The sequence below is a fragment of the Legionella pneumophila subsp. pascullei genome, assembly GCF_900637585.1.
In the GTDB taxonomy this organism is placed as follows: Bacteria; Pseudomonadota; Gammaproteobacteria; order Legionellales; family Legionellaceae; genus Legionella; species Legionella pascullei.
In genome coordinates this window covers 917,789-935,983 of the sequence record NZ_LR134380.1, presented here as the reverse complement: position 1 = coordinate 935,983, position 18,195 = coordinate 917,789, and the positions used below count along the sequence as shown (strand labels likewise).

The following is an 18,195-nucleotide window of genomic DNA, read 5'->3' as shown; positions in this document are numbered from 1 at the left end:
ACGCTATAAAACATGATTTACGTTTTATATTGCACTTGAATTAATTAATTACGAATATTTCTTTCAATTTTTCTCTATTTTTATCTACAAAGCGCTGTCCAATACCCTTGACTTCAGCAAGCTCTTCCAGAGATTTAAAACCTTGATGATTTTCTCTATAAGCAATGATAGCTTCAGCCCGTTTTTTTCCTATCCCCTTAAAAGAGCCTGTTAAAGAATTAACATCCGCTGTATTAAGGTTAATTTTACCCTTAACAATGACTTGTTTAGCCGGTATTTTTTGAGGCTCGTTCTCAGCATGAGAAGAGAGAGGGATAACAATAAATGACAAAAAAATAGCAATGAGTCTTGCTTTCATAAATTTCTCCTAATTGTTGGACTATACGGCTCGTTCCAGAGCCGCGAGCGAGTATCTCAATTTTTCAAACAAGAGTCTAGCCAATTTCAAATTATTTTTTCTGTGAAAAACTATAAAGAACGTACGATACACAGGAGGTGAGTTTTTTTACCATGTCCAAATGCAGGAACTCGTTCGGGCCATGGGCATTGGAATGGGGGCCTAAAACACCGGTTATCATAAATTGTGCTTTGGGGAATTGCTCTCCTAACATACTCATAAATGGAATTGTTCCCCCTTCCCCCATATAGGCAGCGGGTTTATCATAATAAGTCATTGATGCTTCAGATGCCGCTTTCGCTAACCAATCGGAAAGTAAAGGAGCATTCCATCCTCTGGAACCTCCATTTTGTATTTGAAAATCAACCTTTGCATTGTAAGGAGGGTTTTGGGTCAAGGATTCTTTTATTGCGACAGAAGCTACTGCCGGGTCAACCAGGGGTGGAAGACGCATAGATAATTTAAAAGACGTCACAGGACGCATCACATTCCCTGCATCAGCTATAGCCGGAAAACCATCCGCGCCAGTCACTGTCAAGGCAGGTCGCCATGTCCTGTTTAATATTAATTGCTGTTTGTCTTGAATAACGGGTTTGGCAGAATCTATCCATGGAAATTCACTATAAACTTGCTCACCTAGAATTTCCGCACATTGTTTCGCTTGTTTTATTCTCTCATCAGGAATATCACAATACAACTGAGGCAATTTAATCTCTCCGGTGTATTCGTCTTCTATTCTGCTGATCAATTGCCGGGCTACTCTGAAACTGTCTGCCACTATACCACTGGCACTCCCTGAATGAATGCCTTCACTAATCAATTCAACCGTTAATTTACCCACCAAATTACCACGCAATGACGTTGTCATCCACAACTGCTCATAATTACCTGCCCCGGAATCAAGGCAAATAACCAATGATGGTTTACCAATACGCTCTTTTAGCAGTTCAATATAAAAAGGCAAATCGTAGCTGCCACTTTCCTCACACGCTTCAATGATTAATACACAACGAGGATATGGCAAACCTTGTTGTTCCAAGGCGCGAATAGCCGTGAGTGAGGCATAAGCGGAATATCCATCATCTGCTCCTCCTCTTCCGTATAACAATCCATTTTTCAATACAGGTTTCCATGGATGTAAATCGTCACTCCAGCCTGACATCTCAGGTTGCTTATCCAAATGCCCATAAAGTAGCACAGTGTCATCAATTTGGCCTGGTATTTCCATAAATAGTAATGGAGTTCTATTTTTCAGGCGAACAATCTCCAGTGTCATCCCTTTGGGAGCATGGGCCTTACACCAATTAGCGATGTGATTAGCCGCTTGCTCCATATAACCATGTTCTTCCCATTTTGCATCAAAGTGAGGCGATTTATTAGGGATTTTTATGTAGTCACATAAACTTGGCAATATCTCTTCTTGCCATTGTTGGCATATGTAATCATACAATCCTTGGGGTTTGAACATGTGCTTGCTCCTTGATAATTGCCACAATCTTATCAGCGGCAGATTCAACTTTTAACGCTTTGATTTTATTGTCTATTTCATCCTTTTTTTGCATTACTTCCTGTATTGCCTGTAATAAGGTCTCTGTTTTCAATAACTCATCCTGAATCACAACACTGATTCCTAATCCCTGAAAGTACTTTGCATTTTGAATTTGATCCCCTCTGCTCACTTGCGAAGAGATTGGAATTAAAATATGCGGTTTTCCTAATGCTAATATTTCATACAATGAATTGGCTCCTGCCCGAGAGATCACCACAGAAGAAGCAGCGAACAGATCAGCCAACTCTTCATTAGCGTATTCAAATTGACAATATCCCTCCATGCCAACCAATGAAGAATCAAGTTTTCCTTTGCCACAAAGATGAATGACTTGAAATTCTGATATCAATTGCTTCAAAGCGCTTCGAATACAACTGTTAATCGAACCAGCTCCTAAACTTCCTCCCACTACAAGCAGGCAAGGTTTCGAGGAATTAAATCCGCACAACTCCAATCCTTTCATTCGATTGCCAGTCAATAACTGTTGACGAATTGGGGTACCTGTCACTTCTATTTTATCCTGGCGCTTAAAGTACTTTTTGCCAGCATCAAAAGTAAGACATATTTTATTGACGAAAGGAAAAGACAGGCGATTCGCAAGCCCTGGGCTCATATCGGACTCATGAGCTACGATGGGAATTCGATTTAACCAAGCACCAACAACTACAGGAAAAGCTACAAAACCACCTTTTGAAAAAACCACATCCGGTTTGATTTTATAAAATAGAAAAAAAGATTGGACAATTCCCAAAATAATTTTGAAAGGGTCAAGCAAGTTCTTCAAACTGAAATACCTGCGCAATTTACCGCTGCTGACCCCATGAAAAGGAATGTCGAGTGGCTTAATCATTTCCTTTTCAATTCCGGAAACAGAGCCGATATATTCCACATTCCAGCCTTCTTTTATAAACTCCTTAATCAACGCGATATTTGGAGTCACATGTCCGGCAGTACCTCCCCCGGTAAAAACAATACTTGGACTCATAATGTTTCCCTAATCAATAAGCTCAAATCAATTGCTTTAATTGATTTGGTAATAGATCCGACAGAAATAAAATCCACTCCGGTTTGAGCAATTTCTGCGATATTATTGATATTAATGCCGCCAGAAGCTTCCAATTCACAGTACTTGGGATGATTCATTTTGACCGCTTGTTCAAGCATATCTTGAGTGAAATTATCCAATAATATCCTGTCAGGATGAGCATCCAAAGCCTCTTGCAACTCCTCGAGGGTTTCCACTTCAATCTCAACCAGTAAGTGTTTATCGGTTTTCCTTGCCAGACTGATAGCATGAGCAACTGAACCACAGGCTTTGATATGATTTTCTTTGATTAGAAATGCATCATAAAGTCCCATGCGATGATTTAACCCGCCACCACAATAAACAGCATACTTTTGCGCTAATCGAAGTCCTGGAATTGTTTTGCGTGTGTCTAAAAGTTTTGCCTTGGTACCCTTTAATTGCTGAACATATTGATAAGTTTGTGTTGCAGTAGCTGAAAGGGTTTGCAAAAAATTTAACGCAGTACGTTCTGCGGTTAAAATACTGCTGGCAATACCATGAATGATACATAAAGTAGCTGGCGTACTTAAAAAATCTCCTTCAGAAACCCGCCACTCCATTTCAACCGTATTATCAACTTGCTTAAAAACCTCATTAACCCATGGCTGCCCACAAACAACCATTGGCTCTCTTGATATAATTTCTGCTTCTACAATCAGCTGCTGAGGCAACAAAGCTGCTGTCACATCACCATTGCCCACATCCTCCTGCAAAGCATGTTTTACATCGAATGTAACCTGCGATAAAACATTATTCATGCTTTCTTATCCTCTTTTGGTTTGGCATATCGCATCTTTAATAAAGGTGGCGCAATAAAGGTTGTGATCATGATCATCAATACAATTGCGGTAAACAAATTATCACTTATTACTCCTATAGTTCTGCCGATAGAAGCAAAAACCAATCCCACCTCCCCACGAGGTAACATTCCTATGCCAATAAGCAATCTGTCATCCCGGCGGCTAGCGCCCAAGCCACTAAGCAGCTTGCCAAGAATGGCTGCTACCGATAACCCTCCTGCTAGAACAATGACATTCCAATCATAAAAAGTTTCTAATTTGACCTGTATGCCAATCAGAGTAAAAAACATTGGAGCCAAAATGGTTTCCAATGGAGATACCAAATGATGAATGCTGCGATGATCTTTATGGTGAGCTTTTTGCTCTCCAAAATAATCGTCGTGCAAAATTACTCCGGCAGCAAAAGCCCCAATTATAGCAGCCAACTGTATAAATGAAGCCAACCAGGCTAATGCCATAATAAAGAGGAATGAGATAAACAACTTGGATTCCCAAGGCTCCAGAAAGCGAAATAAATCAACTGCCTTACGAAGTATAAAAGGCCCTATAAACAAGCTACCAATAAAAAATAGCAGTGCTAAAATGATAATTTTCATTACCACCATGATGCTTACAGCACCACTAATAACGATACTGCTGACCACCGCCAAAATGATCAGGCCTAAAATATCATCCAAAGTGGCCGCCCCAAGAATTGTCCTTGCTTCCCGAGTACTGAGTTTATTCATCTCTTTAAGTACACTTGCTGTAATACCAATACTGGTAGCACTCAAGGTAGCGCCGATAAATAAATTAATCTTGTAATTTGAGTGAGGTATAATAAAACAAGCCACTGCAAATCCTAAAATCATTGGTGCAACGATACCGATCACCGCAACGAGAATGGATTCTTTGCCAGTTTTTTTTAAATCAGAAAGAGACGTCTCAAGGCCAACCATAAACAGAAGAAATATGACACCATAACGTGAGAAAATATCAACGACATAGGCAATCTTAAGATATTCCGTTCCCTCTGCTCCACTTAAGGCGTGAATTACCTGGTTAGCGTAATAGGAATTATGGATAACATGAGTTACGGCCTGATTTAGAGAAATTCCTGCTAACATTTCTTTGACAACATCATAAATAGCAGAACCTTCGCGGAGGATCACAACCAACTCACTTCCAAAAAGATAAGAGAGATTCCCCACTATCATCCCTATCAGCAATTCACCAAGAACGCCTGGTTGATTAAGAAGTCTGGCTAAATACCGACCAATAATAGCTAAAAATAAGATAGTAGTGACGCCCAGAAGAACAGAAGTGACTGGATCTGAATGTTCTCCCCCCTCAGACGCAAAAGTAATAGCAGGAATGAAACAGGCTAAAAGAAACCACCATTTTGAATTACTCATACTGCTTTATCCTATAAGCTTAATAGGTTGCTTTCTCCCAAATGCAAGGGAATTTCGAGTTGCAACACTTTACCATCACAAGTAGTTCCATGACTAACAGCCAAAACAATCTTAGTTGTTCAAAAAACTCTATCATTGAGGGCTATCTGCCACCACCCAAAACATAGGAATGCCTCAGATAGTTCCCAAATCATCAGATTAACTATTTCAAAACCGAATTGCCCGCACACTCTAATTCATCAATTCATCGATTGTTTAGCTAAAAACAAGCACGTTTGCAAAACAGAATCCGGATTTAAAGAAACACTCTCAATCCCTTCCTTCATCAGCCATTGAGCAAAATCCTGATGATCTGAAGGGCCTTGACCACAAATCCCTATGTATTTGCCTTCCTTTTTACAAGCTGAAATAGCCATATGCAATAACGCTTTGACCGCATCGTTGCGTTCATCAAATTGTGAAGCAACCAAACCTGAATCCCTGTCCAAACCTAAAGTCAATTGAGTTAAATCATTCGATCCTATGGAGAAACCATCAAAATACTGCAAAAATTCACTGGCTAACAAGGCATTGGAAGGTAACTCGCACATCATAATCACTCTTAACCCGCATTTTCCTCTTTCCAGACCATGCTTTTTTAATACTTCGATGACATTACTGGCTTCAGAAACTGTTCGGACAAAAGGAATCATGACCTCAACATTATCTAAACCCATTTCCTCCCTGACTCGTCTTACTGCTTTGCATTCAAGAGCAAAACACTCAGAAAAACTTGAAGAAACATAACGCGAGGCACCACGAAAACCAAGCATAGGATTTTCTTCATGAGGTTCATACAATGAGCCACCAACAAGATTGGCGTATTCATTCGATTTAAAATCTGAAAGCCTGACTATCACAGGTTTGGGATAAAAAGCGGCTGCAATAGTCGCTATACCCTCTTTTAACCTTTCGATGTAATATTCAACGGGTGAATCATACGCTACTGTCTTTTCTTTAATGTATCGCTTAAGTTCCTCATCCTGTAACATATCAAATTCCAGAAGCGCTTTAGGGTGAATACCTATCGTGTTGGAAATTAAAAACTCAAGACGTGCCAAACCCACTCCGGAATTAGGTATTGATTGAAATGCAAAGGCTCTTTCAGGGTTTCCAACATTCAACATCACTTTCATGGGTAATTCGGGCATCGTTTCTACATCAAGACGTTCCTGCTCGTAGGGTAACAAACCGGAATAGACAAACCCTGTATCGCCTTCCGCACAGCTTACAGTCACCTCATCACCATCTTTAATCGTTTTTGTTGCATCACCACAACCAACAACTGCGGGAATCCCTAATTCACGAGCAATAATGGCTGCGTGACAAGTTCTGCCGCCGCGATTGGTAACGATTGCAGCAGCACGTTTCATGACAGGTTCCCAATCCGGATCAGTCATATCGGATATCAAAACATCGCCAGGTTGAACCCTGTGCATTTCATTAATATCTTTAATAACCTTTGCCTTACCCTGACCGATTTTTTGACCTATACTGCGGCCTTCAGTTAATATGTCACCTCTTTTTTGCAACGTATATCGTTCAAGCATTTGTTTGTTATCCCTGCTTTTTACAGTCTCCGGACGAGCTTGCAGGATGTACAATTTACCATTGACCCCATCTTTCGCCCATTCAATATCCATGGGACGGCCATAATGCTTTTCAATAATAAGCGCCTGATTCGCCAGTTGCTCGACTTCTTCTTTGGATAAGGAAAACAATAATCGTTCAGCAGGGTCTACATCGACTGTTTTAACACGCCTTTCAAGAGAAGGGTCATCGCAATAAACCATCTTTAACGCCTTACTGCCCAGGTTTCGACGGATGATTGCTGGTTTACCGGCTTCAAGGCATGGTTTATGGACATAAAACTCATCTGGATTTACAGCGCCCTGAACAACCATTTCACCTAAACCATAAGATGAGGTGATAAATACCACTTGATCAAAACCAGATTCAGTATCCATGGTAAACATAACACCACTTACCGCCAAATCACTGCGAATCATTTGCTGAATACCAGCAGATAAAGCTACTTCGTTATGAGCAAAATTATGATGTACACGATAAGCTATTGCCCTGTCATTAAATAAAGAGGCAAATACCTGTTTAATTGCAGCCAATACCGCTTCTTCTCCCTTCACATTTAAAAAAGTTTCCTGTTGACCTGCAAAAGAAGCATCGGGCAAATCTTCAGCGGTAGCAGAAGATCTTACTGCAACACTAAAATTATCATGGCCAATCACTTGAGCAAGTTTCTGATAGGAGGAGCGAACTGCCTGTTCAAATTCCGAAGTGAATGGTGTATCTATAATCATTTCCCTGATCTGCTTTCCCACTACTGTCAGTTGGTGGACGTCATCCGTATCGAGAGCGGTCAACTTGTCGTAAATTTTCTTGTCAAGGCCGTTTTGGGACAAAAATTCTCTGAAAGAATCAGCAGTTGTAGCAAATCCTCCCGGCACGGAAACACCTGCTGATGACAGATGACTAATCATTTCACCAAGAGAAGAGTTTTTACCACCGACCTGTTCCAAATCGCGCATGCCAAGATGTGCCAAATCTATAGTATGTCTTTTAACAGTCATAACCGCCCCAAATTCATAAAATAGAGAACATTCTACTTAAATTGTTACTTTATTGGAATTAGAACTTATCCTGTATTTCATTTTTATAGAGGTCAAAATATCAACATTTTCACAAAAAATGACAAGTATATGTACTATGCGGTAAGATATCTTGCTGTCCATGTTTTAGGGTTGAACGGGTAAGCAAACCTGTTCCAAGAGTATAATAAGCAAAAGGATTTGAAATGTTTAAACGCATAGGACTAATATCGATTGCCTTATCTTTAAATACTATCTCCTTCACCAGCGAAGCCTGTTCTGCCTTAGTGTTCAATAAAAACAAGCCCGCAACTGTCGCAGTCAATTTGGACTGGAAATACCGGGAAGGAGCCTTTGTGATTCATCCTCGTAATACTACGATGGTTTCCAGTGTAGATTACCACAGCATGCATCCATTAATCTGGAAAAGCCAATATGGAAGTGTCATATTTCACGGCGGAAACCGCTTTAAAGCAGGACCATCTGCTGATGGAATGAATGAAAAAGGGCTTACCGCTTCGATACTGATGCTTGACTCCTCAAGATATCCCAGTCATTCTGAGCTTCCCGCTTTAAAAACTACTGAATGGGTTGAGTATATTTTAGATAATTTTCAAACGGTACAAGAAGTAATAGATGACAGCTCAAATTATCAATTAGTTGCAGACACCTACCGGGGAATAACCATGAACGTTCACTTGATGGTGAGCGATGCTGAAGGAAAATCTGCTGTTTTTGAATACCTGGATGGTAAACTGGTGATTCATACTCAAGACAACTTGACTACTCCAGTACTAACCAATACCGACTATAAGTCGTCATTGGCTCTTCTTGAAGAATACCAGGACCATGGGGGCTCTAAAGCTTTGCCAGGTGGATATGATTCAAATTCCCGTTTTGTAAGAGCAGCGCATTATCTAAAAAAACTTCCCGGCTTTATTGCGAAAGAAGAACACATTGCTTATGCTTTCAACGGCTTAAATATTGTTACTCAAACACCTGGCACTTCTTCCCCAACTCAGTTGAGTATGGTTTTTGACATCCCTACCAAAACGATTTATTTCCGCAGCATTAATGAGGCTGCATTAAGAGTGATTTTAATGGATAGCATCGATTTTGACTCTCTTTATCAACCAATCGCCCTGAATGTTTATCAACATTTGTCCGGGGACGTCACTGATAAATTTCAACCCATGATAGGGTAAATTGGTATTCATTCGGTAAAATCGCCTGGGTTGAGCGCAAGCGAAACCCGGGAAATGATTGATCAACAATCTCTTTTACAATTTTTTAAGAAATATTTAAGTACGTCAGGGTGAGGGAATGAACATAAAAAATGCGTATGAAACAGCAAGAGACCATTTCACGTTATGGAACAAGCAACTCAAAGACAACATACTGCTCGAGCAGTCGTGCCTAATGCACACCTACAAAACTCATTTTCCTGATGAACCGGATTTTATTCATCAATTGAGTCAATTTTCCAAAACAGTAGCTGAAGAATTAGAGCTAACCGTTATGGAAAACAACCTCGATGCCAATTTACCTAAAATTGAACAATACAATGCAATCGGACAACGTGATGATCGGGTAATCCACCATCCTGCCTATATTCGATCAGGGGATATTATTTACGGTTCCAATCTCATGCAATATTTGCTAAAGCCAGGACAAATGAAAAAAACCTTGAGTTTGTTTCTGCTCTCATCTCATGCTGGGGAAGCAGGACACAACTGCCCTATTGCTTGTTCTGCGGGTGTAATACGTGTCTTAAATCATTATTCGCAACTGGAGAAAACTCAACATTATTTGGATAAACTTACTCATCCTTCTTTTAGTAACAATTTTACTGGGGCTCAATTCTTAACTGAAATTCAAGGTGGTTCTGACGTTGGCGCCAATGCAACCCGTGCCTATCAGGATGAGCAAAATCAATGGCGCATCTCGGGTGAAAAATGGTTTTGCTCCAATGCGAATGCCGATTTAATTTTAATGACAGCTCGTTTCGATGAGGAAACTCCCGGAACTAAAGGGCTGGGTTTGTTTTTAGTGCCCAGCCGCCTCGACGATGGGCGCCTCAACCACTACTATCTTCGTCGATTAAAACAAAAAATTGGTACCCGCTCCATGGCAACAGCAGAAATAGATTTTGCAGGAGCGCTAGCCTACCCTATGGGTGATGTGGTGGAAGGAATCCATTTGGTTATGGAAAATGTGTTGCATTTATCAAGGATATTCAATTCCTTCTCAGTCTTGGGTATGTCTCGTCGCGCCTATCAGATTGCTTATTATTATGCTAAAAACCGTCTGGCATTTAACCATCCTATTATTGAATACTCTCTGGTAAAAGAAAGTTTGGCTAAAATAAAATCAGAAAACCTGGCTATGTTAGCCAGTGTGTTTCATATGATTCGTTGCCAGGATGAATTGGATACAATTCCGGAGCCTCAACAGGCGAAATCACAACAACTCTTGTTACGTACTCTCGCCAATATCAACAAGTACTTTACAGCCAAACGTTCCGTGGACAATATACATCATAGCCTCGATTTATTGGCAGGAAACGGCACCATAGAGAGCTTTTCTTCACTACCAAGACTATTAAGAGACTGTATCGTTTGTGAAAATTGGGAAGGGACGCATTTTACATTATGGATGCAAACACTCAGAGATATGCATAAATTTGCAATTGATGAATTATTCATTACCCATTTGCGGCAACTTCTGGAGCAAATTCATGATATCAATCCTTATAAAGCATTATTTTTCCACAAGATCAATGAGTTAGATGCAACAATAAAAACCATGAAATCAGTCAATCATGAGGAGCAAACTCTACTTATAAAAACAATCATCGAACATATGGCTTCCCTGCTTGCCGCTTTATGTTTGGCTATAGAGATACAACAAGGCCAATCGCCAGTAGCGAAACAAGCAGGATTAACTTTATTTATTAATGATTATATAGCAAGTTGCTCACTTAAACACGACGATTATATGAAAATACTAAATATAATAATTGGATAGTTCTCCATTAAAATGCATCAACCAGCAGGCTCGGTAAAATGCCGCCATAGTGTCAAGCTAAGGTAGCTGAGGAAGCGCTTGAGCACTGTCTCAAGCCTTACTGGTTTTGACACACACGCTTTGAGATGGGTTAAACGCTTCCCCAGCCTGAACGGATAACCAGGCTGATCACTGAGCAACAGAAGCCAAAGGCTTCGCCACTTCGTAGGGAGATTGACTCTTTCTGTTAGCATCATTGATTTGACAAACATCAAGGGCCTGAGAAAATTCCTTATAAAAATTTTGCTCTCCAAGTAATTGAACAATTCCCATTTTACGGAGTTTCGCTTCAACCAACGGATTGGCCTCACTGAGCAAAACTCTTACTCCACGCTTTTGCAAATTCAAAATAATTTCTTCCATAGCCTGTAAACCGGTGACATCAATAAAGGGAACCCAACGCATTCTGATGATCAAAGTTCCGGGATCAGTATAGGTATTAGCCAACGCACTCTGAAATGTTTCGACAGCACCAAAGAAAAATGGCCCCTCGATAACATACACCATGACCCCTTCAGGCAACTCAAAATTCTTTTCTTGTGCCATCTCTTGGGATAATTGTCCTTCTGACATACGCTGAATTTGAATGCTGTTAACCATTCGGCGCAGGAAATGCAATACGGCAATGATGACACCTACGTTGACGGCAACGACCAAATCAACAAACACCGTAAGACAAAAAGTAACCAGTAAAATAACAACATCAGCCCGAGGAGCTACTCGAATTAATTTAATAAAGTGGCGGGCTTCACTCATATTCCACGAAACCACAAACAAGATAGCAGCCAGTGCCGCCAAAGGCACATCCACTGCCAAAGGAGCCAGGAACAATAGGACTAAAATCAAAGTAATACTGTGTATAATCCCTGCCAGAGGATTATTCCCCCCATTGCGAATGTTCGTGGCCGTGCGGGCAATCGCTCCGGTGGCTGCAAAACCACCAAACAAAGGCGCTACAATATTAGCTATCCCTTGACCGACTAATTCTCTATTCGAATGATGTCTGGTTCCACTCATCCCATCGGCAACCACAGCAGACAATAAGGACTCTATTGCTCCTAACATTGCAATGGCAAAGGCTGGCCCAGTCAACTCAATCAGTCGAGCCATTGTGATGTCCGGCCAGGTGAAAGCAGGCAAGCCTTGCGGTATTCCTCCAAACAGACTTCCTATCGTAGCAACTCCCTCAAAGTGCGCCAATGACTGTATGATTGTAACCAGTACCAAGGCAACCAAAGGGCCAGGAATACGCTTTAGTCCTGGTAATTTACTGGAATACAACACGATAATTAAAGCACAAATACCTAAAAAAGTAGTTGCGATATTCAAGTGAGGAAAAGACTGAAGTAAATGCCAAAATTTTTCATGAAAATGTCCGTTTCCAGTTGCAGGTAACCCAAAAAAATATTGCCATTGCCCCACCCAAATCACGACAGCAATCCCTGAAGTAAATCCGATGATTACTGGGCTGGGAATGAACTTAATAATCGTTCCCAAACGGGCAAAACCAAATAGAACCAGGATAAAGCCAGCCATTAAAGTCGCTATTTGTAACCCTGGAATACCATATTGGGCCGTTATCCCGGAAAGAACTACAATGAAAGCACCGGTAGGGCCGGCGATTTGAACTCTGCTCCCACCCATAATTGAGACTATTAATCCGGCAACGATAGCCGTATATAACCCTTGTTCCGGTTTAGCCCCGGAAGCTATTGCAAAAGCCATTGCTAAAGGTAAGGCAACCACACCAACAATTAACCCGGAAATAATATTTTGTAGCCAATATTTTTTTTGAAATAAACCGGCTCGATACGATTCTACGATCGTGTTCATAAATAATAACCTGACCCATTAAAAACTTGGTCATTATTATACACATTTTGAACAAATTTACGCTAATTTTCTATAATATTTATCGCTTTAATTCACATCTTGTTCTGCATCTAATATTATATACGCTTTAATATCGGAATAAGCTACCTATCATGACACTTACTGCATTAAACGCGATTTCACCCATAGATGGTCGTTATGTAAATAAAACCAGAGCATTAAGTCCCTATTTTAGTGAGTTTGCATTAACGTATTATCGTTTAATGGTCGAAATCAAGTGGTTTGAATCTTTGGCTGCTAACGATACTATTCAAGAAGTTCCCCCATTAGATGATAAAGCACGTAAGTTTTTATCTGATCTTATTTCTAATTTTAATGAGTCAGAAGCTGAAAAAATAAAAGAATTTGAAAAACAAACCAATCATGATGTAAAAGCTGTAGAGTATTATCTGAAGGATAAATTTCTGGAAAATGAACAACTCAAATCTTACATTGCTTTCATACATTTTGCCTGCACTTCAGAGGACATCAATAACCTGGCTTATGCTTTAATGATCAAACAAGCGATAGCTCAAGTCATACAACCTACATTAGCCGAGATCATGGGAAGCATTACTCTTCTTGGTAAACAGCATGCTGACGTCGCGATGCTCTCAAGAACTCATGGTCAACCAGCAACACCAACCACCATGGGCAAAGAATTGGTCAATTTCGTAGCTCGCCTTAAACGACCACAGCAACAATTGGCAGAAGTATTAATCCCTGCCAAATTTAATGGAGCTGTTGGCAATTACAATGCTCATGTAGCAGCCTATCCAGAAGTGGACTGGCGTAAACATTGCGCTAATTTTGTTACCTCGTTAGGTTTATCCTTTAACGCTTATACCACTCAAATTGAACCACATGATGGTATAGCAGAAGTCTCCCAGATTATGGTGAGAATTAATAATATTCTTCTGGATTATACCCAAGACATTTGGAATTACATTTCTCTTGGCTACTTTAAGCAAAAAACAATCGCCGAAGAAGTCGGATCATCAACCATGCCGCACAAGGTAAATCCCATAGATTTTGAAAATGCTGAAGGTAATTTAGGTCTGTCTAACGCTTTATTTATTCATTTTGCCAATAAATTAACTCAATCGCGCATGCAACGAGATCTGTCTGATTCGACTGTTTTACGTAATTTGGGGGTTGCTTTCTCTTATAGTTTAATTGCCTATTATTCAATAGCCAAAGGCAATGACAAATTACAAATCAATAAATCAGCCCTACAAAAAGATTTATCCGAAAACTGGGAAGTTTTAGCAGAAGCCGTACAAACGGTCATGCGCCGTTACAATGAGCCCAATGCTTATGAACAATTAAAAGCGCTTACGCGAGGACAAATGATAGACGCTGAAAACCTTAAACAATTTATTAAAGCCCTGTCTATTCCCGAGGAAGCAAAAGCAGAGTTAATGAAATTAACTCCAGAGACTTACACAGGTCTTGCAACCCAACTGGTCAAGGCTTTTTCATGAGTGATCAGCTCTCACAACAAGGCCAATCATTCGAATTCGATGTTCTTGTCATTGGGACAGGGTTAGCAGGGTTACATTATTGTCTGCGGCTTTTAGCTATCCAACCCAGGCTAAACATTGCGTTAATCAGCAAAGCAGAGTCCATTGAGTGTAACAGTCGCTATGCTCAAGGAGGGATTGCTGCTGCCATTTTGCCAGAAGATTCTCTGGAGTCTCATATTTCCGATACTTTATTAGCTGGAGATGGGCTGTGCTATTTACCTGCGGTGGAGTTTATAATCCGCCAAGGGCCGGATATTATAAAACAACTTGATGAATATAAAGTTCAATTTAAAAAAGACAGTGATGGCCGATTCCATCTTGCCAAAGAAGGTGGCCATTCGCACCGGCGCATTTTTAATTGTGGCGATCAGACTGGTTTCACGCTAACACAAACCCTCAATCATTTGGCAAGGGAATATCAACAAATTCATTTTTTTGAACATCACGTGGCTGTTAACCTGATTACCCAATATCATCCTCACCGGACAGATAATCAAGGTGAAGTTTTAGGAGCCTATATACTAGACTGCCAGCATAATCGCATTCACACATTTCTTGCCAAATGCGTTATTTTAGCCACCGGCGGCGCCGGCAAAACCTATAGGTATACTACCAATCCTATGGTTGCAACAGGCGATGGTGTTGCGATGGCATACAGGGCCGGTGCCCGTGTAGGCAATATGGAATTTTATCAATTTCACCCTACCCTTTTACACCATCATTCGATCAACAATTTTTTAATTTCTGAGGCAGTTCGAGGCGAAGGCGCTTTGCTTAAAAATCCTGAAACAGGCGAACGTTTTATGAAACGATATGCACCTGACCAGATGGAGTTAGCGACCAGAGACGTCGTCGCAAGAGCTATTTTTAGTGAAATTGAGCGAGGCCAGGCTGGATATGTGCATTTGGATATTTCTCACCAAAGCAAGTCTTTCCTGAAAAAACGTTTCCCACAAATTTATTCAACCTTATTATCTATTGGAATTGATATGAGCCAGGATTTAATTCCTGTCGTTCCGGCTGCTCATTACCAATGTGGTGGTGTTCTTACTGACGTGGACGGCCGCACTGATCTGGCACGATTATACGCTATCGGTGAAGTGGCTTTTACTGGATTGCATGGTGCGAACAGGCTGGCAAGTAATTCCTTACTTGAAGCCTTGGTCATGGGTTCCAATGCGGCACGCTGTACACTCAAAGACATTGCTACCCCGTTGAAACTTATCGATCATATCCCCAGCTGGAGCTCTCCAGGTGAAGTGAATGCAAGAAGAGCCAGCCAAATCAACGCTCAATGGAGAGGGTTAAGGGGTGAAATGACTTCCTATGCGGGTATTGTGCGCACCGAAGCAGGCCTAGAAGATCTACTACAATTAATATTGAAACGTAAGAAAATTATCGAAGAATATTACTGGAAACATTGCATTACCAGAGATTTTATTGAGTTAAGGAATATCATTCTTAATGCAGAATTGATTGTTAGAGCAGCACTTTCCAGAAGGGAATCACGTGGTGGACATTTTCGTGAAGATTTCCCCAATAAAAATGTCAAAGCCCAGGAAAGTATAGCAAAACTGGGACAGGCAGACAGTTCATTAGCAGGATAGCCAGGTAAAAGCTATCCGATTAACGATAATGATAGAAAACCTTCCCACAGGTCCCTAATGACTAGAGGTAGATTTAATGTTTAAAAATTCAACTATTTACCAACCCGAAGCGACCCTGATGACCATTCGTAATGATATGGCTATTTGCCAAAGCGATTATCCTTTAGATTGGTATCAAGAAGATTTTATTCCTTATGCGCAGGAGTATCAGGCTTTACCCGATAGAAAGCTGACGACTGTTTTAAATTGGATGAAACCTTATCTTACTAAAGCCCAAAATCATTTCGGTAACAAACTGTTGCTCCTTGCACATTATTATATGGGTGGAGAAATTGTTCGATTAATTGAGCAATTCGGAGGTAAAATTGGTGACTCCTACCAATTGGCTTTGATGGCTGCGAATAACCCTGAAAAATCAGTCATAGTAGAATCAGCAGTCCATTTTATGGCAGAGTCCATAAGTATTTTGGCTAATGAAAATCAACACGTCTACATCACCAATCCCAAGTCAGGATGCACTATGGAAATGCTTGCCAAAGACTTTATGGTTGAGCCTGCTTTCCTTGATTTAAATAAACGCTATGGTGCTGAAAATATTTTACCCGTTTGCTACATGAATACCTCTGGCCGTGTGAAAGCCATGACAGGCGCCCAGGGAGGAGCTGTTTGCACAAGTTCCAATGTTAAAAAAATTTTTCAATGGGCTCAAAAGCAAAACAAGAAAATTCTGTTTATTCCTGATCAACACATGGGAGAAAATGTTGCTTACTGGCTGGGAATTAAAAATCTCGCTTATTGGCCTGGAGGAACTGCTGGCGCTAATTATTCACTGCCCGCGCAAGACCAAAAAACCCTCAAGCAATTTGATAAAGCCGAGTTAATTTTATTCGCAAGTCAATGCGCAGTTCATACCCATTATCAACCTGAAATGTGTGACTATTGGAAAAGCCAGGGATACACGACTATTGTACATCCTGAATGTCGTAATGATGTCATTAAAGTGGCTGATTATTCAGGCTCCACCGCTTTTATATGGGACCAGGTAGTACATGACAAAGCAGGTACAAAACATTATGCCATCGGTACTGAAAACCACATGGTAGAAAACTTAAAGCAATATTGTAAAAACATTGGGATTCATGTTGTAAACCTTGCTGAAGCCCCTAAAAAAGACACTGAAAAAGGAGTTGGATGTGGCTGTGCAACCATGTCTCGCAATGACCCTCCCCATCTTGTAGCCCTCCTTGATTTACTTCGTCAGGGTAAGTCTATGACCTATAACGAAGTAAAAGCGGGTGACGTGGTCAATGAATTCACAGGAACCAGAAACAGACTCCCAGTCAATGATCAACAATGGGTTATTAATAATGCCAAAAAAGCCTTGGAGATGATGATTAATATCACTGAAGACAGGGTTTAAAACGTATTAGAAAAGCGGGTACCGGAAATATTAGTATATTATTATCCACTCCCTAACGGTCGCGGCTCGGTTTTCCATCAACAGGACTAACTAAATCCGAGCCGCGACCGTTAGGGAGTGGATATTAAAACTTCCCTCAGTTAAATCCACATCAAGCTGAAGGATCAGCCACATAAAACTGACATTCATTCAAACCCCGTGTACAGACATACCCTCCCATAGTTTCTATCCAGCTATAATCAGCTCGAGCGGGTATTTTGGTTCGCACCTGCCATAAGATAGAATAATCACCCACAGAGTTTCTGTAAGTACAAGTCACACCCTGACCATAACCAGCGACTAAAATATTAGCCCGTACGAAACGAGTATTTTCTTCCCCCTGGGGACTATTTGGGGAAAAAGGATTTTCTACCCATGGCGATGGAGGAACTCCCCATTGTAATGACGTGGTTTGAGGATCAGGACATGTATGGGCATAAGCGCTCAAACTGGTATGAGCTAAAGCCAAAACTAACACTGTAGAACAATATTTTTTCATAAAAACTCCATCCATTCTAATCCCGATAATCCCAATTCATTCTTGATATGATCTCATTATTTAATAAAGCTCGAGTGATTGTCAAATTAATAGGCAAAAACGCGAACAACCATGTAATTTTTTAAATAATAAATGAACTAAACCATTGTTAGAATTTATTTCTTTGCTATAATGACCGCGCGTGCCGGGGTGGCGGAATTGGTAGACGCGCCGGATTCAAAATCCGGTGGTGGTGACACCGTGTGGGTTCGAGTCCCACCCTCGGTACCAATGAAAAATTTTTTAACAGTTCTCATTGGTTCAAAACGGCACATA

At 40.6% G+C, this 18,195-nt stretch carries 13 protein-coding genes and 1 tRNA gene; 6 read left to right on the top strand and 8 right to left on the bottom strand.

The genetic code is table 11. The features are described 5' to 3' along the window. Positions 1 to 40: 40 nt before the first annotated feature. From EL201_RS04250 to ppsA, 6 genes are all read right to left on the bottom strand, one after another. Positions 41 to 358: a ComEA family DNA-binding protein gene (locus EL201_RS04250; RefSeq protein WP_027221169.1), complete on the bottom strand. Its 318-nt coding sequence runs from the start codon at positions 356 to 358 to the stop codon at positions 41 to 43. 91 nt (positions 359 to 449) lie between these two features. After that, on the bottom strand, positions 450 to 1,865 hold the full coding sequence (locus EL201_RS04245; protein ID WP_027221168.1) for a M20 family metallopeptidase: 1,416 nt from the start codon (positions 1,863 to 1,865) through the stop codon (positions 450 to 452). Continuing rightward, positions 1,840 to 2,931, bottom strand: a complete 1,092-nt coding sequence (locus tag EL201_RS04240) for an undecaprenyldiphospho-muramoylpentapeptide beta-N-acetylglucosaminyltransferase (RefSeq protein WP_027221167.1) — start codon at positions 2,929 to 2,931, stop codon at positions 1,840 to 1,842. Before EL201_RS04240 ends, EL201_RS04245 begins: the two co-directional genes overlap by 26 nt. Next, on the bottom strand, positions 2,928 to 3,770 hold the full coding sequence (gene nadC / locus EL201_RS04235) for a carboxylating nicotinate-nucleotide diphosphorylase (protein ID WP_027221166.1): 843 nt from the start codon (positions 3,768 to 3,770) through the stop codon (positions 2,928 to 2,930). Before nadC ends, EL201_RS04240 begins: the two co-directional genes overlap by 4 nt. Beyond that, the gene (locus tag EL201_RS04230; protein WP_027221165.1) at positions 3,767 to 5,206 is read right to left on the bottom strand and encodes a cation:proton antiporter; all 1,440 of its coding nucleotides are present in this window, start codon (positions 5,204 to 5,206) and stop codon (positions 3,767 to 3,769) included. The genes nadC and EL201_RS04230 overlap by 4 nt, the downstream gene beginning before the upstream one ends. A 239-nt stretch (positions 5,207 to 5,445) precedes the next feature. After that, positions 5,446 to 7,833, bottom strand: coding sequence for a phosphoenolpyruvate synthase (gene ppsA, locus EL201_RS04225; protein WP_027221164.1), 2,388 nt, complete (start codon positions 7,831 to 7,833; stop codon positions 5,446 to 5,448). 224 nt (positions 7,834 to 8,057) lie between these two features. Here ppsA and EL201_RS04220 point away from each other — a divergent pair, with 224 nt between their 5' ends. Next, positions 8,058 to 9,056 carry a linear amide C-N hydrolase gene (locus EL201_RS04220; protein WP_027221163.1) on the top strand — a complete coding sequence of 333 codons (999 nt, stop codon included), beginning with the start codon at positions 8,058 to 8,060 and terminating at the stop codon, positions 9,054 to 9,056. Between the two features lie 118 nt (positions 9,057 to 9,174). Continuing rightward, complete coding sequence (locus tag EL201_RS04215) at positions 9,175 to 10,878, top strand: acyl-CoA dehydrogenase family protein (protein ID WP_027221162.1); 1,704 nt, start codon at positions 9,175 to 9,177, stop codon at positions 10,876 to 10,878. Positions 10,879 to 11,046: 168 nt separating this feature from the next. On the opposite strand, the gene EL201_RS04210 is transcribed toward EL201_RS04215, so the two are convergent. After that, positions 11,047 to 12,750 carry a SulP family inorganic anion transporter gene (locus EL201_RS04210; RefSeq protein WP_027221161.1) on the bottom strand — a complete coding sequence of 568 codons (1,704 nt, stop codon included), beginning with the start codon at positions 12,748 to 12,750 and terminating at the stop codon, positions 11,047 to 11,049. A gap of 152 nt (positions 12,751 to 12,902) precedes the next feature. Here EL201_RS04210 and purB point away from each other — a divergent pair, with 152 nt between their 5' ends. The 3 genes from purB to nadA all read left to right on the top strand — a co-directional run bounded on the left by purB (position 12,903) and on the right by nadA (position 17,342). Next, positions 12,903 to 14,273 (top strand): adenylosuccinate lyase, encoded by a 1,371-nt coding sequence (purB, locus tag EL201_RS04205; protein ID WP_027221160.1) that lies wholly within the window; start codon positions 12,903 to 12,905, stop codon positions 14,271 to 14,273. Continuing rightward, entirely contained in the window at positions 14,270 to 15,922 is a 1,653-nt protein-coding gene (gene nadB, locus EL201_RS04200) for an L-aspartate oxidase (protein ID WP_027221159.1), read from the top strand. The genes purB and nadB overlap by 4 nt, the downstream gene beginning before the upstream one ends. A 76-nt stretch (positions 15,923 to 15,998) precedes the next feature. Next, entirely contained in the window at positions 15,999 to 17,342 is a 1,344-nt protein-coding gene (gene nadA, locus EL201_RS04195; protein WP_027221158.1) for a quinolinate synthase NadA, read from the top strand. Between the two features lie 151 nt (positions 17,343 to 17,493). Here the strand turns inward: nadA and EL201_RS04190 are convergent, their stop codons facing one another. After that, on the bottom strand, positions 17,494 to 17,880 hold the full coding sequence (locus EL201_RS04190) for a DUF3757 domain-containing protein (RefSeq protein WP_027221157.1): 387 nt from the start codon (positions 17,878 to 17,880) through the stop codon (positions 17,494 to 17,496). A gap of 183 nt (positions 17,881 to 18,063) precedes the next feature. On the opposite strand from EL201_RS04190, the gene EL201_RS04185 reads away from it, so the two are divergent. Then, positions 18,064 to 18,150 (top strand) — tRNA-Leu (locus EL201_RS04185). The last annotated feature ends 45 nt before the right edge of the window (positions 18,151 to 18,195 follow it).

What these genes read in the sequence shown, in the direction of transcription:
- EL201_RS04250 (WP_027221169.1), bottom strand. Translation starts at nt 358, where the DNA reads ATGAAAGCAAGACTCATTGCTATTTTTTTGTCATTTATTGTTATCCCT.
- EL201_RS04245 (WP_027221168.1), bottom strand. Translation starts at nt 1,865, where the DNA reads ATGTTCAAACCCCAAGGATTGTATGATTACATATGCCAACAATGGCAA.
- EL201_RS04240 (WP_027221167.1), bottom strand. Translation starts at nt 2,931, where the DNA reads ATGAGTCCAAGTATTGTTTTTACCGGGGGAGGTACTGCCGGACATGTG.
- nadC (WP_027221166.1), bottom strand. Translation starts at nt 3,770, where the DNA reads ATGAATAATGTTTTATCGCAGGTTACATTCGATGTAAAACATGCTTTG.
- EL201_RS04230 (WP_027221165.1), bottom strand. Translation starts at nt 5,206, where the DNA reads ATGAGTAATTCAAAATGGTGGTTTCTTTTAGCCTGTTTCATTCCTGCT.
- ppsA (WP_027221164.1), bottom strand. Translation starts at nt 7,833, where the DNA reads ATGACTGTTAAAAGACATACTATAGATTTGGCACATCTTGGCATGCGC.
- EL201_RS04220 (WP_027221163.1), top strand. Translation starts at nt 8,058, where the DNA reads ATGTTTAAACGCATAGGACTAATATCGATTGCCTTATCTTTAAATACT.
- EL201_RS04215 (WP_027221162.1), top strand. Translation starts at nt 9,175, where the DNA reads ATGAACATAAAAAATGCGTATGAAACAGCAAGAGACCATTTCACGTTA.
- EL201_RS04210 (WP_027221161.1), bottom strand. Translation starts at nt 12,750, where the DNA reads ATGAACACGATCGTAGAATCGTATCGAGCCGGTTTATTTCAAAAAAAA.
- purB (WP_027221160.1), top strand. Translation starts at nt 12,903, where the DNA reads ATGACACTTACTGCATTAAACGCGATTTCACCCATAGATGGTCGTTAT.
- nadB (WP_027221159.1), top strand. Translation starts at nt 14,270, where the DNA reads ATGAGTGATCAGCTCTCACAACAAGGCCAATCATTCGAATTCGATGTT.
- nadA (WP_027221158.1), top strand. Translation starts at nt 15,999, where the DNA reads ATGTTTAAAAATTCAACTATTTACCAACCCGAAGCGACCCTGATGACC.
- EL201_RS04190 (WP_027221157.1), bottom strand. Translation starts at nt 17,880, where the DNA reads ATGAAAAAATATTGTTCTACAGTGTTAGTTTTGGCTTTAGCTCATACC.